Genomic DNA, 15397 nt, shown 5'->3' on the forward strand with positions numbered 1-15397 from the left:
ACCGGCCGTCAGCGCAGGTACGCGAGGATGCCCGGCAGCGGGTCGGCGGCCACGGCGGTGTCGACCACCAGGCGCGGGCCGATCAGCGGCTCGTACTCGGCCCGGCGGCGCAGCGTCTGCTCCCAGGTGCCGTGCTCCTCGGGCGGGCGGGCCTCGACCCGGCGGCGGTGCTCCGCCTCGTCGCCGCAGTGCACCTCGATCACCCGCAGCGGCACGCCGGCCCGTTCGGCCACGTCGTGCCAGAGGCCCCGGGCGCTGGCGACCGGGTTCACCGCGTCGACCACCACGCTGAGCCCGAGGCCGAGCTGCACCTCGGCCAGCCCGGCGACCGCGCCGTAGGCGGCCATGCCGGGTACGTCGCCGGTGAGGCCGTAGCGGTGCAGGGCGCGCTCGACCGGGTCGACCGGCAGGACCGGGGCGCGCAGGGCGGCGCCGACCCGGGCGGCGAGCGTGGTCTTGCCCACGCCCGGCAGCCCGGCGAACGCGACGAGCACCGGACCGCCGCCGCCGGGGCGGACCTCCGGGTCCACCCCTCCGGCCGGGGCCGCCGGGCCGGTCACAGCAGGTGCGGCCGGACGTCCTCGGCGGCCGCGTCACCGTACGACTCGGCGAGTCGCTTCACGAACAGGTCGCGGCGGACCTCGTACTCCTGGCCGCCGAAGTTCTCCAGCACGAGCGTGGCCAGCAGGCAGCCGACCTGGGCCGCCCGCTCCAGGCCGACGCCCCAGTCGAGCGCGGCGAAGAAACCGGCCCGGAAGCCGTCGCCGACACCGGTCGGGTCGACCGCCTGCATCTCCCGCGCGATCGGCACCCGGATCGTGCCGATCTCCCGGCCGGCGATCTCCACACCCTGCTTGCCCAGCGTGGTGACCCGCACCTTGACCCGGTCCAGCAGTTGCTCGTCGGTAAGGCCGGCCTTGCTCTGGAGCAGCGACTTCTCGTACTCGTTGGTCATCAGGTAGTCGGCACCGTCGATCAGGCCGAGCACGTCCTCGCCGTCCATCCGGGCCAGCTGCTGCGACGGGTCGGCGACGAAGGAGTAGCCGCGGTCCCGGCACTCGCCGGAGTGCCTGATCATCGCGGCCGGGTCGTTGGCGCTGACCAGCACCAGGTCCAGACCGCCGAGGCGCTGCGCCACCGGGGCCAGCTCGATGTTGCGGGCCTCGCTCATCGCCCCGGCGTAGAAGGAGGCGATCTGGCACATGTCGGTGTCGGTGGTGCAGACGAAGCGTGCGGTGTGCGCGACCTCGCTGACGTGCACCGAGTCGCAGTCGACGCCGTGGCGCTCCAGCCAGGAGCGGTAGTCGGCGAAGTCGGCGCCGACCGCGCCGAGCAGCACCGGGCGCAGCCCGAGCTGGGCCATGCCGAAGGCGATGTTCGCCGCGGTGCCGCCGCGGCGGAGCACCAGCTCGTCGACGAGGAAGGACAGCGAGACCTTGTCGAGCTGGTCGGCGATGAGCTGGTCGGCGAATCGGCCGGGGAAGCTCATCAGGTGGTCGGTCGCGATCGAGCCGGTCACGGCGATCTTCATGTCAACCCTCGGGGTCGGGAGCACGGCGCGGTCAGCCTACCGGCCCCCGGGCCGCACGGACGGCGGTCGGTCACCAACCGGTCGATCGGCGCACATCCGGACGTCACGCGCAGGGGTACGACGAAACGGCGGGCCGCCCCATCCGGGACGGCCCGCCGTTGTCGGTCGGTCTGTCGACTCAGCTGAAGGAGTCGCCGCAGGCGCAGGAGTTGCCCGCGTTCGGGTTGTCGATGGTGAAGCCCTGGGCGTCGATCCGGTCGGCGAAGTCGATGGTGGCGCCGGCCAGGTAGGGGGCGCTCATCCGGTCGACGACGACCTCGACACCGTCGAAGTCGGTGACGACGTCACCGTCGAGCGAGCGCTCGTCGAAGAACAGCTGGTACCGCAGGCCGGAGCAGCCACCCGGCTGCACGGCGACCCGGAGCCGCAGGTCGTCGCGGCCCTCCTGCTCGATCAGGGCCTTGACCTTCTGCGCCGCGACGTCGGTGAGGACGACGGTGCTGGGGGCCTTGGCCTCGGTCGACTCGGTCTGCGCTGGCGTGGTCACGTGGAAGTCTCCCTGCGCGGTATGAGGTCCGGACGTCCTGGCCAACGCCGCACGTCCGCCAGTGATTCCCGGTGTGGTCCGTCTTTCGATCGTACGCCGCCTCCGGCGTCACCACCCGGCGGCGTGACCAGCGGAACCGGTCAGCGGCTCCATTGCCGCGCCAGGCGGGCGCCGAGCGCGCGCAGCCCTTCGGCCGGGCGGGCCATCGCCGCGTCCACTCCCCCGTGCTCCTCGCCGCCGAAGTGCTCCACGAGGCTGTGCGCCTCGGTGACACCGGCCGCCGCCGCCTCCCGCCGCCCGGTGCTCACCCGTCCCGCCAGCACCACGCAGGGCACGCCCCGGTCCCGGGCCGCCCCGGCCACACCGGCGACCACCTTGCCGCGCAGTGACTGGTGGTCGAACGAGCCCTCGCCGGTGATCACCAGGTCGGCGGCGTCGAGCGCGGCGTCCAGCCCCACCGCGCGGGTGACCAGGCCGATGCCGGATTCGCACCGGCCGCCGAGCGCCAGCACCGCCGCACCGAGGCCGCCCGCGGCGCCGCCGCCGGGCAGCGCGCCCAGCCCGGACGGGCAGCCGGGCAGGCGCTCGGTCAGCACCTCCGCCCAGCGGGTCAACGCGGCGTCCAGCAGCAGCACGTCGGCCCGGTCGGCGCCCTTCTGCGGGCCGAAGACGCTGCTCGCGCCGTGCAGCCCGAGCAGCGGGTTGTCCACGTCGGTGGCGGCGACGAGCGTCGCGCCGCGCAGCCGGGGCTCCCCGTCGAGCGCGGCCACATCGGCGAGCGCCGCGCCGCCGTACGGCAGGGCCCGGCCGGCGCCGTCCAGCGGCGTGACGCCCAGCGGGACGAGCATCCCGGCGCCCCCGTCGTTGGTGGCCGAGCCGCCCAGCCCCACCACCACCGTCCGCGCGCCCGCCTCGACCGCGGCGGCGACGAGCAGCCCCAGCCCGTACGAGGTGGTGGCCTTCGGGTCGCGTTCGGCGGCGGTGAGCAGGTGCAGTCCGCACGCCTGCGCGCTCTCCAGGTACGCCGTGCCGTCGTCGGTGAGCAGGATCTCACCGGCGGCCGGGCGGCCCAGCGGGTCGACGGTGGGCACCGGCACCCGGCGTCCGCCGAGCGCCCCGGCGAGCACGTCGACGAACCCCGGCCCGCCGTCGGCGAGCGGCCGGGCCAGCAGGTCGTCGCCGGGCGCGACGTCACGCCAGCCGTCGGCCACCGCGGCGGCCACGTCGGGGGCCGACAGCGTGCCGGCGAACTTGTCCGGACAGAGCAGCACGCGCATGCGCAGCAGTGTGGCAGGCCACATCGGGGACGGCTGCGCGGTGGTCGCGCTGTGGGACCATGGGGGCGTGACTTCGACCTGGGTTGAGCCGTCCAACACCGCCACGGCGCTGCTGCTCCTCGGCCGCGGCAGCGACCCCGCCACCGAGCGTGGCGTGGAGTGTCCGGGTGATCTCCCCGCGCCGAGCGACCCCGACCTGGTGGCCCGTGCCGCCGCCGCGAAGGCCGCGCTCGGCACGAAGGTGTTCGTCCTGGGCCACCACTACCAGCGCGACGAGGTGATCCAGTTCGCCGACGTGACCGGCGACTCGTTCAAGCTGGCCCGGGAGGCGGCCGCCCGCCCGGACGCGGAGTACATCGTCTTCTGCGGCGTGCACTTCATGGCCGAGAGCGCGGACATCCTCACCTCGGACGCGCAGAAGGTGATCCTGCCCGACCTCGCCGCCGGCTGCTCGATGGCCGACATGGCGGTGCTGTCGCAGGTCGAGGCCGCGTGGGACACGCTCACCGATCTGGGCATCGCGGCGGAGACCGTGCCGGTGACGTACATGAACTCCTCGGCGGACATCAAGGGCTTCGTCGGCCGCAACGGCGGCGTGGTCTGCACCTCGTCGAACGCCAAGCGGGCCCTGGACTGGGCCTTCGAGCAGGGCCGCAAGGTACTGTTCCTGCCCGACCAGCACCTCGGCCGCAACACCGCGGTGCTGGAGATGGGCTTCTCGCTCGACGACTGCGTGCTCTACGACCCGCACAAGCCGAACGGCGGGCTGACCCCGGAGCAGCTGCGCGACGCGAAGATGATCCTGTGGCGGGGTCACTGCTCGGTGCACGGCCGGTTCACGCTCGACAGCGTCAACGACGTACGCGAGCGGGTGCCGGGCGTGAACGTGCTGGTGCACCCGGAGTGCCGCCACGAGGTGGTGAACGCCGCCGACCTGGTCGGCTCGACCGAGTTCATCATCAGGACCATCGAGGCGGCCCCGGCCGGCTCGGCGTGGGCGGTGGGCACCGAACTGAACCTGGTGCGCCGGCTCGCGCTGGCCCACCCGGACAAGCAGATCATGTTCCTCGACCGGGCGGTCTGCTACTGCTCGACGATGAACCGGATCGACCTGCCGCACCTGGTCTGGGCGCTGGAGGAGCTGGTCGCCGGACGCGTGGTCAACCAGATCACCGTCGACCCGGAGACCGCCCGACACGCCCGGTCGGCGCTGGACCAGATGCTCGCCCTTCCGGGAGCCTGATCACCGTCGGTGACCCCGCTGGCACGGAAACGCACCGGACACCCCGGTTCGTGCCCTCGCTGGCGATGTGACCGATTCCATTCCCGTCACGGAGGGCTATGCTGCCGGGGCGACGACACACGCGGCCCGTTTTCCCATGACCGCGTTCCGGGTAGCGATGAACTTCGTGCACCCATCACTAGACACGGCAGCACCCAACGCGCTGGAGGTTGCGTTGACCGACGACGTCCTGGTCGTACACGGAGGCACTCCGCTTGAAGGGCGGATCCGCGTGCGCGGCGCGAAGAACCTGGTGTCCAAGGCGATGGTGGCCGCCCTGCTGGGCGACACACCGAGCCGGCTGTTCGACGTGCCGCGTATCCGTGACGTCGAGGTGGTCCGCGGTCTGCTCGGCCTGCACGGCGTGAAGGTCAGCGATGGCGTGGAGGAGGGCGAACTCGTCTTCGACCCCACGAACGTCGAGAGCGCCAGCACCGACCAGATCAACGTGCACGCCGGGTCCAGCCGGATCCCGATCCTGTTCTGCGGCCCGCTGCTGCACCGGCTCGGCCACGCCTTCATCCCCGACCTGGGCGGCTGCCACATCGGCCCGCGCCCGATCGACTTCCACCTCCAGGCGCTGCGCGAGTTCGGGGCCACCGTCGAGAAGACGCCGGAGGGCCTGCACCTGTCCGCGCCCAACGGGCTGCACGGCACGAAGTTCGCGCTGCCGTACCCGAGCGTGGGCGCCACCGAGCAGGTGCTGCTCACCGCGGTGATGGCCGAGGGCGTCACCGAGCTGCGCAACGCGGCGGTCGAGCCGGAGATCATCGACCTCATCTGCGTGCTCCAGAAGATGGGCGCGATCATCAAGGTGCACACCGACCGGGTGATCGAGATCCAGGGCGTCAAGAAGCTGCACGGCTACACCCACCGGCCGATCCCGGACCGGATCGAGGCGGCCAGCTGGGCGGCGGCGGCGCTGGCGACCCGCGGTCACGTCGAGGTGCTGGGCGCCCAGCAGGCCGACATGATGACCTTCCTGAACATCTTCCGGTCGGTCGGCGGCGAGTACGAGGTCACCGACCTGCGTCCGCCGCGCGGCGGCAGCCCGGGCCAGGAGGGCGGCATCCGGTTCTGGCACCCGGGCGGTGAGCTGAACGCGGTGGCGCTGGAGACCGACGTGCACCCCGGTTTCATGACCGACTGGCAGCAGCCGCTGGTGGTCGCGCTCACCCAGGCCCGGGGCCTGTCGATCGTCCACGAGACGGTCTACGAGCAGCGGCTCGGCTACACCGAGGCGCTGAACACGATGGGCGCCAACATCCAGGTCTACCGGGACTGCCTCGGCGGCACCCCGTGCCGCTTCGGCCGGCGCAACTTCAAGCACTCCGCGGTGATCGCCGGGCCGAGCAAGCTGCACGCAGCCGACCTGGTCATCCCGGACCTGCGGGCCGGGTTCAGCCACCTGATCGCGGCGCTGGCCGCCGAGGGCACCTCCCGGGTGTACGGCGTGGACCTGATCAACCGCGGCTACGAGGACTTCGAGGCCAAGCTGGCCGACCTCGGCGCCCACGTCGAGCGTCCCTGACCGTCCCGTTCCGCGTCGCGACAGCGCCCCTGTCGCGGCGCCGCGACCGGAAGCGGCCGCGCCCGGTGCACCCGTGATGTGCACCGGACGCGGCCGGTTGGCTACCCTTGCCGCGTGCCGTCGCTGTTTCGCCGCAAGCCCGCCGACCTCGTCGAGGATTCCGTCACCACTGTGACGACCGACGAGGAGTCCGCCGCCCGCCCTCGGGGCTACACGCCCAGCAAGAAGGAACTCGGGCAGGTCACGCCGAAGCGTCCGGTCGCCGGTCGCCGGCCGACCGCGCCGGCGAAGCCGCTGACCAAGGAGGAGGCCCGCGCGCAGCGCCGCGCCGCCCGCGCCGAGGCCGCCGCCGAGTTCCGCCGCGAGGGCGGCCCGCGTGACCGGGGCCCCGAGCGGCTGCTGGCCCGCAACGTGGTCGACTCCCGCCGTACGATCGGCACCTGGTTCTTCGGCGGCGCGCTGATCGTGCTGTTCGGCTCCAACCAGGCCATGCCGCCGATCGTGCGGCTGCTGTCGAACGTGCTCTGGGGCGCGCTGGCGCTCGGCGTGCTGATCGACTCGATCCTGATCTCCCGGAAGATCAAGCGGCTGGTCCGCGAGCGCTTCCCCAAGAGCACCGAGAAGCTCGGCTCGCTCTACTTCTACGCGATCATGCGGTCGATCACGTTCCGCCGGATGCGCGCGCCCGCGCCCCGCGTGAACATCGGCGACAAGGTCTGACCGGACCGGCCCCGACTCGGCCCCTCCCCGCCCCCGGCGGTGAGGGGCCGTTCTCGTGCGAGGACCGGCCTCAGGCCACGCCGAGCAGGCGCAGCACCGCGGTGGTGGCCGCCGCCGCGACCACGACCAGCACGAACGGCGCCCGGCGCCAGGCGAGCAGCAGGCCGACGAGCACCCCGGCGGGCCGGGCGTAGCCGGCGAAGCCGCCGGCCTCGGTGAGCGCCGCGGTGGCGGCGAGCGCGGCAAGCAGCGTGGCGGCGCCGATCGGCAGCAGGTGACGGGACCACTCCGGCAGGTCCAGCCGGTCCCGCAGCAGCACCCCGGCGACGCGGAAGCCGTAGGTGCCGGCGGCCAGCGCGAGGATCACGGCGATCAGCACGAGACCTCCCCGGCCCGTACGCTCCGGCCGTCAGCCGCTTCGTCAGCGGTCCCGTCCGGCGCGGCATCCGGATCGGGCGACGCAGCCGTCACATCGGACGGCGCGGCGGGTAGCCGGCGGCGGGCCAGTAGCGGCAGGGCCAGCGCGGCGAGCGCGAGCAGCACCGGCAGCCCGGCCGGCAGCAGCGGGGTCGCCAGCACGGCGAGGCCGGCGCCGAGGAGCGCCACCCGGCGGGTCTCCCGGTCGCGCAGGCTGGGCAGCAGCAGTGCTGCCAGCCCGGCGGGGAACGCGGCGTCGAGTCCCAGCGTCGCCGGGTCGCCGGCCGCGCCGCCGGCGAGCACGCCGAGCGCGGTGCCGGCGTTCCAGGCCAGGAACAGCAGCACCCCGGCGAGCCAGAACGCCCGGCGCCGCTCCGGCCCGGCCGGGCGGGCCAGCGCGAACGCTGTGGCCTCGTCGGTCATCAGGTGGCTGCCGAGCAGCCGTTGCGCGCGCCGCGGACCGAGCGCACCACCGAGGGCCAGGCCGAACGGCAGGTGGCGGGCGTTGAGCAGCAGACCGGCGAGGACCGCCGCGAGCGGGCTGCCGGCCGCGACGAGCCCGACGGCCATGAACTGGGCGCCGCCGGCGTAGACGACCGCCGACATGGCGAGCGTGGCCCAGACGGGCAGGCCGGCGGCCACCGCCACGGCGCCGAACGACGCGCCCACGGCGAGCATCGCCGCGCCGATGGCGGCGACGTCGCGGAGCACCCGGGCGTCGCCCGTTCGGTATGCCGTACGCATGTCCATTATCCTGAACGGAAGCACGCTGGTTCGTCAAACCGAACAAACCGACCGATGGAGCGAACATATGGCGATCGACCCCGCTCCCCCGCTCGCCACCATCGCCGCCGCGCTGCGCCGCGAGCGTGAACGGGCGGGCCTGTCGCTCACCGAGCTGGCCCGCCGCGCCGGGATCGCCAAGTCCACCCTGTCCCAGCTGGAGTCCGGGTCCGGCAACCCCAGCGTGGAGACGCTCTGGGCGCTCGGCGTGGCGCTGGACGTACCGTTCAGCCGCCTGGTCGAACCACCCACCGCCGCCGTCCGCGTGGTCCGGGCCGGGCAGGGGCCCCGGATCCGGTCCGAGCACGCCGACTTCTCGGCCACCCTGCTCGCGGCCGGGGCGCCGCACGCCCGGCGCGACGTCTACGTGATGGAGCTGGAACCCGGCGCGGTACGGCTCGCCGAGGCGCACACCCCGCGCAGCGTCGAGCACGTCGTGGTAGCCGCCGGGCGGATGCGGGTCGGCCCCGAGACCGACCTGGTCGAGCTGGAGCCGGGCGACTACGCCACCTTCCCCGGTGACACCCCGCACCGGTACGAGGCGCTGGCCCCCGGCACCTTCGCCGTACTCGTCATGGAGCACCCGTGACCGCTGACGGCGCGCGGTAGAGCCGGGTCACCACCTCCTCGATGTCCGGCTCCACGATCGAGATGTCCCGCAGCGTGGTCAGGCCGGCCAGCCCGGCCACCACCTCGGCGACGCTCGCCCGTTCCAGCGCGAAGACCAGCCGCCGCCCGTCCGCCTCCACCCGCTGCACCGGCGCGCCGGGCAGCACCGGCGGCTCGGGCAGCGCCGCGTCCAGCTCGGCGACCACCATGCGGCGCGAGCCGTACCGGCGGTGCAGCTCCGCGATCGACCCGTCGTGCACCACCCGCCCGTGGTCGATCACCACGAGCCGCCGGCACAGCCGCTCGATGTCGGCCAGGTCGTGCGTGGTGAGCACGAGCGTGGTGTCCCCGGCCCGGCCCAGCTCGGCCAGGAAGCCGCGCACCGCCTGCTTGCTCACCACGTCCAGGCCGATCGTCGGCTCGTCCAGGAACAGCACCTCCGGGCCGTGCAGCAGCGCCGCGGTTAGCTCGCCGCGCATCCGCTGACCCAGCGAGAGCTGCCGGACCGGCGTGTCCAGGAACCCGTCCAGGTCGAGCAGCTCCCGGCAGCGGGCCAGCCGGGCCGCGTGCTCGCCGGCCGGCACCCGGTAGACGTGCCGCAACAGGTCGAACGAGTCCCGCAACGGCAGGTCCCACCAGAGCTGCGAGCGCTGCCCGAACACCACCCCGATGCGCAGCGCCAGCCGGGTCCGGTCGGCCACCGGACGCAGCCCGCACACCCGGGCCCGCCCCGCCGACGGCGTCAGCACGCCGGTGAGCATCTTCAGCGTGGTCGACTTCCCGGCGCCGTTCGGACCGATGTAGCCGAGCATCTCGCCGCGCTCCACCCGCAGGTCGACCCCGTCGACGGCGGTCACCGTCCGCTTCTCGCGCCGCAGCGGCCCGGCCTTCACCCGTACCGTGAACTCCTTGCGCAGCCCGTCCATCTCGATGACGCTCATGACCCCGTACTCCGGTAGTGACGGACCCCGACGCGCCAGGCCAGGGCGGCCAGCGCCGCGGCGACCACCGCGACGCCCGGCGCGGCCCACCCCGTCCAGGGCGGCAGGCCGAGCGGGTCGGCGCGGCCCAGCAGCGCCAGCGCCGGGTGGTAACTGACGAAGGCGAACCCCATCCCGTACGCGAACAGCGCGCGGAACCAGCCGCCGTACACGGTGATCGGGTACGAGGTGAAGTCGCGCCCGCCGTAGGTGACCGCGTTCGCCAGCTCGCCCGAGTCGACCCAGTAGAACGACACGGTCGCGGTCAGCACGAAGACCGAGCCGAAGAAGACCACGGCGGCCGGCGGGGCGACCACCGCCAGCGCGACCCGCCCCGGCGTCCAGTCGATGCCGGCCGAGACGAGCGCGAACAGCAGCACGGCGAGCCCGAACACGGCCCGGGACAGCTTGCGCAGCGGCAGGTCCATCAGCAGCAGTTGCGGCAGCGCACCGAGCGGGCGTACCAGCACCGCGTCGAAGAGGCCGGTGCGCACGTACCGGGGAAGCCGTTCGATGTTGCCGACCAGCAGGTCGGCGGTGGCGAAGCCGCACGACGACAGGCCGACCACGACGAGCGTCTCGCGCAGCGTGAAGCCGCCCAGCTCCCGCGTCACGCCGAAGATCACCAGGACGGTGACCACGTCGAACACGGTGGCGCCCACGTTGCCGACCAGGTCCACCACGAACGACGTGCGGTACGCCGCCTGCGAGCGCGCCTGCGCACCGAGCAGCGCCCGGTACGCCCGTAGTTCACCCACCTCAGCCACCCTGGGGGCGCTCGCGCGCTCAGCCACCCTGGACCACCAGGCGGCGCTCGGCGCGACGCTGCACCAGCCGGCACAGCGCCAGCAGCAGCACCGCCCAGCCGGCCTGCACCGCGACCAGGGTGAGACCGGTGGCCATCGGCTCCCGCTCGACGAGCACGTCCAGCGGCACCTGGAGGATGCTGGGGAACGGGGTGGCGTACCGCAGGACGGTCTCCAGCGGGCCGGGCAGGAAACCGAGCGGGAAGTAGAGCCCGGCCAGCACGCCGGAGCCGAGCGTCCACAGGATCATCGGGCCCCGCACGTCCTGCAACCAGTACGCGGTGGCGTTGACCAGGTAGCGGCAGCCGAAGCAGACCACCACCGCGAGCAGCGCGGAGAGCAGGAACAGCGGCACCGTGGCCCAGTGCCGGGGCACGTACACCGCGAAGAAGAACGGCCCGACCACCAGCGGCGGCACCAGCCGGGCCAGCGACGCGAACCCGGCCCGGCCGAGGTCGGTGGCGAGGTAGCTGGTCACCGGGTGCACCGGCCGCAGCAGGTCGGCGGCCACCTCACCGGTGCGGATCCGGTCGGCCAGATCGGTCCAGCCCCAGATGGCGATGACCGCCAGCAGCCCCTGGCCGGCCCAGACGAACGTGGCGAGCTGCGCCCTGTCGTAGCCGGCCACGGTGCCCGCCGCACCCGTCGCCGCGAGGAAGATGTAGCAGCGCAGGAAGCCGAACACGGTGTTGGTGCACAACCCCGCCACGGCGGCCTGCCGGTAGGTCGCGTGCCGCCGGAACCCGGCCGCCGCGATCGCGCCGAATGTCCGAAACCATGGGGTAACGTGTGCGCCGGTGGGTGGTGCCACAGTGGCGGTGACCGAGCCCACGCCGTTACCCTCCTTCCGCAGCCACGACGTGCTGGACCGGGCGACTGTACCGGCACGTCCGGCGCCCCAGCGCGAGAATTTCCAATGAGGTGACACCGCCGTGAGCGAGCGACGCGAGCCGGCCCCGGGGCCGTCCCGCGCGAGCGGCCGGAGGGGTTGCCGATGAGTGGCTGGGGCAGCTGGCGCGAGCCGGCCGAACCGGCCTGGGCCGCCGAGCCAACCCACGAGTGGCAGCCGCAGTTCCCCGGGCAGCGCTACCCGGGTGACATCGGCATCGAGAACCTGACGCCGCGTCCGCGCCCCGTTGTCGGCCGCGCCGAGGTACGGCCGGTCAGCCCCGCGCCGGACGAGGACACGTACCCGGTGAGCCCCGCCGGTTTCCGGCCCCCCGGGCACGAGGGCGGACGCCCGGCGGGTCCGGCCGGTCCACGCGACGCCTACCCGGTCAGTCCGGCCGGCGGTCATCCGGTCAGCCCGGCCAGCCCGCGCGGCGGTGAGCCCGTCAGTCCGGCCGGCCCGCACGGCACATACCCGACCAGTCCGGCCGGCCCGCACGGCACATACCCGGTCAGCCCGGCGGTCCCGCGCGTTGGGTACCCGATCAGTCCCGCGGCCCCGCCCGGGGTGCACCCGACCAGCCCCGCCGGGCCACGCGGCGGGCACTCGAACACGCCAGCGCCGCGCGGCGTGCATCCGGGCGGATCGGCAGGGCCGCGCGGCGGGCACTCAGACGGGCCGGCAGGACCACGCGGCACGTACCTGGACGGGCCGGCCGCCTCGCGCGGGGCGTACCCGATCGGTTCCGCCAGTTCCGGCGGACAGCGCCCCGCGGGGCCGGACGAGCGGCGCGGGCATCCCGACGGCCCCGGCGCGGACGGCCGTCGGCCCCACCGCCCCGGTCCGCCTCCGGAGCGGCTCGACCAACGCTGGGTACGCCCCGACGGCCCACCGCGCCAGACCGTCCAACCGGGCTGGATGGCGGAGCCGAACGAGACCCCGCACCCCGCTCCGCGCAGGCACGCCCCGGCCGACGGTCGTCCGGCGGCTTCCGGTGAACGATGGGGCACGCCACCCGACGCTCGCCAGGACCACTCCCCCGGCGGACGCCGCGAACCCCTGCCCGATGGTCGTCGCGGCCCCTTCGTGGAGCCGTCACCGGACGATCCGGCCCGTGGTCGGCGCGGTCCCGGCATCGACGGGCGTGACCAGGCCGTGCCGCCGTCGGAGCGGAGCACTGCCGGCCAGGGCGAGCCGGGCCGACGTGAGCCAGGCCGGGCCGAGCCCGGCCGCGACGGCCGGCGCGAACCAGGCTGGAGCGAGCCGGGCCACGACGGCCGGCGTGAACCCGGTCGGGCCGGTTCGGGCCACGACGGCCGGCGTGAGCCCGGGCGTGACAGCTGGCGCGAGCCCGGCCCACGTCCCCCGGCGAACCGGCGCGACCCGGCCGGTGGCCGGTGGGACGATCGTGCGCCGGGCCGCGAGGCCGCCGCCTACCCCGAGACCCAGCGCCGGGCACCCGAGAACGGGCGGCCCGCGCAGCAGGGCGAACCCGGCCGGTACGGCGCGCAGGGGCACCGTCCGGCTGACCCGCAAGCCTCCGCCCCCGTGCGGCCGGGCGCCGACCAGCGTTGGCAGCGCCCGCCGGCCGATCGTCCCCGCCCGCACCAGGGCGAGTGGCCCGTCATCGAGCCCCGCCCCCGGCCGGAACCCGACGCGTACCGGCCGGACGACCGGCACCGCCCACCCGTGGACCGGCCGATGCCGCCCCGGCACCCGATGCCGCCCCCCGACGGTCCACGCCCCGACGCGCGCCGTCCCGAGCAGGACGGTCCCGTCCGTCCGGACCCACGCGACGCTCGGCCCGCCGGTCCGGGCGCGCAGCCCGACGGCACCGGTCCGCGTCCCCACGCCACCCGGCCGCCCATCGCCCCGTCGCGCCCCGACGCCGCCCCGACGCGCCCCGACGCCGCCCTGTCGCGCCCGGAAGCCGGTCGAGCGCAGCCCGAGCAGGAGCGTCGCCGGCCGGACGAGGTCGCCGCGCGTTCCGACGATTCGCGGACGGCGCGGCCAGACGAGCGCCGGACGCCGCCGGACGCACCGGGGACGACGCGGCCTGGGCGATGGCCCGATGCTCATCCGGTCCGCGGCGCCGAGGGCAGGAGCACGGCCCCGGCCGGGTCGGCCGGGCACCCGCGCCCCGACGACCGTCCCCGCCCTGTCCCGGCGGTGCCGGATCCGCTGTCGACACCGCGCACGCCCGCGCACTCCGGTGACGGCTCGCCGTCGACCGGCCAGGCCCCGCTGCGGCCCGTGCCACCAGCTGGTACGGACGAGCAGCACCGGATGCCGGCGCCGGGTCGGTACGAGGCGACCCGTCCGCCGGTGACCGAGCCCGGCCGACGCGTCGTCGACGGTGCTTCCGCACCGGCCGTTCCCGTCCGAGACGAGCCCGGTGCGTCCGTCTCGGGTGCGCCCGCCTCGGGTGCGCCCGTTTCCGGCGCACCGGTCTCCGGCGGGGTCACTCCCCCTGCGTCGGCTGTCGGCACGCCCAGAGGCGATGCGCAGGCTCCGACAGGCACGGGACGAGCGGAGCCCGTCCACCCCACGCCGCCGCATGGGCGGACCGAGGAACGTCAAGAGCCTCCTTCGGCCGGTCCCGTCCAGCCGACCGAGGCCGCGCCGGCTCGTCCCGCTCCGCCCACCTATCCGGGCCCTGCCCCGGCCCGGCCGACCACGCCACCACCGGTCGTCCCGGCGATGGGCCCTGCCGCCCCGGAAGCACAGGCGGCTCGGCCCACGACCGGCACGGGCAGCCGACCCGCTCCGCACACGGACGCCAACCGTCTCGAAGCCGACGCCGGAGCGACCTCCGGAGTAGGCATCCGACCAGCGCCGGGCACGGGCACGAATACGGGCACGGGCACGAATACGGGCACGGGCACGGATACGGGCACGGGCACCACGGGCACCGGCACCACGGGCACGAGCACGAGCACGAGCGCGGGCGCGGGCGCGGGCGCGGGCGCGGGCGCGGGCGCGGGCGCGGGCGCGGGCGCGGGCGCGGGCGCGGGCGCGGGCGCGGGCGCGGGCACCAACGGTCCCGGATCCGGCGCGTACTCCGGAGCGACGCCCGGCACCAGCACCCGTGCGGTCCCGGGCGCGGACGCCGATCGCCCCGTAGCCGACCCGCGTCCCCGGACCACGCCCGGCACCCCGATCACGCCGAGCACGGACGCCGACCATCCGGTGGTCGACCGTCCGGTGGTCGACGCGCACGCCGGGACGACGTCCCGGACCGCCACCCACGCCACGCCGACCACCGGCCGGCCGCAGGCCGATGTGGACGTCCCAGCAGAGGAGGGCGGCCGGGGAGCCGACGCAGGCATACGGCCCGAGTCCCGCTCGGACGGAAGCCGGCCCGATGCCGGAGTGGACGTCCAAGCTGTGTCCGGGGCGGACCTCGTCCGTCCGGAAGCCGACGCGGACACCCGGCCCACACAGGGCACGGAGCGCCTCGGAGCCGGCACGTCCTCTGTCCGGAGCGACATGCCGTCGGAGAACGGCCGACCGGCGGAGACGACGCCTCCACCGTCCCCCGGCGCCGAGGCGTGGTTCCGCCCGAACCAGCCCGCGGAAGCCCCGAAACCGCCGGAGATCTTGGACGATTTCGGCCCCTCTGGGGGCCCTTTCGTACCAAGATCTCTACCCGGCCAGGACTCGATCGCACCGTCGGGTGGCGAGCGCAGTGGGGTGCCGTCCGTCGAGACGCCGGCGGCATCCCTCGGCGCGCCAACGCTGGGCACGCACCCGACCGTTGACGACGGGTCTCCAGCGGTGGCGGAGGCTTCGGAATCGGCGGCGAAGGGGCCGGAAGCCGCAACGGACCAAGCGGAGACGAACGCAGCGGACGCGAGGAGGACTCCGGAACTCGATGCCGCGGTGCCGCCAGGCGCTGCCGTGCTCGCCGTGCCCGGTGCGAGCGGCGGTCCAGCACCGGCGTCCACTGCCGATGCGAACGCACCCGCACCCACCAGCACCAGCACCAGCACCAGCACCAGCACCAGCACCAGCACCAGCACCAG

The 15397-nt window shown here is 74.8% G+C and carries 14 protein-coding genes; 4 read left to right on the top strand and 10 right to left on the bottom strand.

Annotated elements, in window-relative coordinates; genetic code table 11:
- Positions 1 to 8: 8 nt before the first annotated feature.
- From MICAU_RS22790 to MICAU_RS22805, 4 genes are all read right to left on the bottom strand, one after another.
- Positions 9 to 560 carry a P-loop nucleotide/nucleoside kinase family protein gene (locus MICAU_RS22790; protein ID WP_013287703.1) on the bottom strand — a complete coding sequence of 184 codons (552 nt, stop codon included), beginning with the start codon at positions 558 to 560 and terminating at the stop codon, positions 9 to 11.
- The gene (locus MICAU_RS22795) at positions 557 to 1531 is read right to left on the bottom strand and encodes a carbohydrate kinase family protein (protein ID WP_013287704.1); all 975 of its coding nucleotides are present in this window, start codon (positions 1529 to 1531) and stop codon (positions 557 to 559) included. The genes MICAU_RS22790 and MICAU_RS22795 overlap by 4 nt, the downstream gene beginning before the upstream one ends.
- 178 nt (positions 1532 to 1709) lie before the next feature.
- Positions 1710 to 2078: an iron-sulfur cluster insertion protein ErpA gene (gene erpA, locus MICAU_RS22800; protein ID WP_013287705.1), complete on the bottom strand. Its 369-nt coding sequence runs from the start codon at positions 2076 to 2078 to the stop codon at positions 1710 to 1712.
- A 140-nt stretch (positions 2079 to 2218) separates the two neighbouring features.
- Positions 2219 to 3379 carry a glycerate kinase family protein gene (locus MICAU_RS22805; protein WP_013287706.1) on the bottom strand — a complete coding sequence of 387 codons (1161 nt, stop codon included), beginning with the start codon at positions 3377 to 3379 and terminating at the stop codon, positions 2219 to 2221.
- A 43-nt stretch (positions 3380 to 3422) separates the two neighbouring features.
- Between MICAU_RS22805 and nadA the strand changes: the two genes are divergently transcribed.
- From nadA to MICAU_RS22820, 3 genes are all read left to right on the top strand, one after another.
- Positions 3423 to 4598, top strand: a complete 1176-nt coding sequence (nadA, locus tag MICAU_RS22810; protein ID WP_030273033.1) for a quinolinate synthase NadA — start codon at positions 3423 to 3425, stop codon at positions 4596 to 4598.
- Positions 4599 to 4812: 214 nt separating this feature from the next.
- Positions 4813 to 6168, top strand: a complete 1356-nt coding sequence (murA, locus tag MICAU_RS22815) for a UDP-N-acetylglucosamine 1-carboxyvinyltransferase (protein WP_030273035.1) — start codon at positions 4813 to 4815, stop codon at positions 6166 to 6168.
- Positions 6169 to 6282: 114 nt separating this feature from the next.
- Complete coding sequence (locus MICAU_RS22820; RefSeq protein ID WP_013287709.1) at positions 6283 to 6888, top strand: DUF3043 domain-containing protein; 606 nt, start codon at positions 6283 to 6285, stop codon at positions 6886 to 6888.
- A gap of 70 nt (positions 6889 to 6958) precedes the next feature.
- On the opposite strand, the gene MICAU_RS22825 is transcribed toward MICAU_RS22820, so the two are convergent.
- Both MICAU_RS22825 and MICAU_RS22830 read right to left on the bottom strand, forming a co-directional pair.
- Positions 6959 to 7267: an AzlD domain-containing protein gene (locus MICAU_RS22825; protein WP_013287710.1), complete on the bottom strand. Its 309-nt coding sequence runs from the start codon at positions 7265 to 7267 to the stop codon at positions 6959 to 6961.
- Positions 7261 to 8049, bottom strand: coding sequence for an AzlC family ABC transporter permease (locus MICAU_RS22830; RefSeq protein WP_013287711.1), 789 nt, complete (start codon positions 8047 to 8049; stop codon positions 7261 to 7263). The genes MICAU_RS22825 and MICAU_RS22830 overlap by 7 nt, the downstream gene beginning before the upstream one ends.
- A 67-nt stretch (positions 8050 to 8116) precedes the next feature.
- Between MICAU_RS22830 and MICAU_RS22835 the strand changes: the two genes are divergently transcribed.
- Positions 8117 to 8677 carry a helix-turn-helix domain-containing protein gene (locus tag MICAU_RS22835; protein ID WP_013287712.1) on the top strand — a complete coding sequence of 187 codons (561 nt, stop codon included), beginning with the start codon at positions 8117 to 8119 and terminating at the stop codon, positions 8675 to 8677.
- Here the strand turns inward: MICAU_RS22835 and MICAU_RS22840 are convergent.
- From MICAU_RS22840 to MICAU_RS22855, 4 genes are all read right to left on the bottom strand, one after another.
- On the bottom strand, positions 8661 to 9638 hold the full coding sequence (locus tag MICAU_RS22840; RefSeq protein WP_013287713.1) for an ABC transporter ATP-binding protein: 978 nt from the start codon (positions 9636 to 9638) through the stop codon (positions 8661 to 8663). The two genes, MICAU_RS22835 and MICAU_RS22840, sit on opposite strands and share 17 nt — an antisense overlap.
- Positions 9635 to 10435, bottom strand: a complete 801-nt coding sequence (locus MICAU_RS22845) for an ABC transporter permease (RefSeq protein WP_013287714.1) — start codon at positions 10433 to 10435, stop codon at positions 9635 to 9637. The genes MICAU_RS22840 and MICAU_RS22845 overlap by 4 nt, the downstream gene beginning before the upstream one ends.
- Positions 10436 to 10463: 28 nt before the next feature.
- Positions 10464 to 11315: an ABC transporter permease gene (locus MICAU_RS22850; protein WP_013287715.1), complete on the bottom strand. Its 852-nt coding sequence runs from the start codon at positions 11313 to 11315 to the stop codon at positions 10464 to 10466.
- 1152 nt (positions 11316 to 12467) lie between these two features.
- Positions 12468 to 13052, bottom strand: coding sequence for a hypothetical protein (locus MICAU_RS22855; protein ID WP_157547420.1), 585 nt, complete (start codon positions 13050 to 13052; stop codon positions 12468 to 12470).
- Positions 13053 to 15397: the final 2345 nt, after the last annotated feature.

The sequence above is a fragment of the Micromonospora aurantiaca ATCC 27029 genome (genome assembly GCF_000145235.1).
GTDB classification, from domain to species: Bacteria; Actinomycetota; Actinomycetes; order Mycobacteriales; family Micromonosporaceae; genus Micromonospora; species Micromonospora aurantiaca.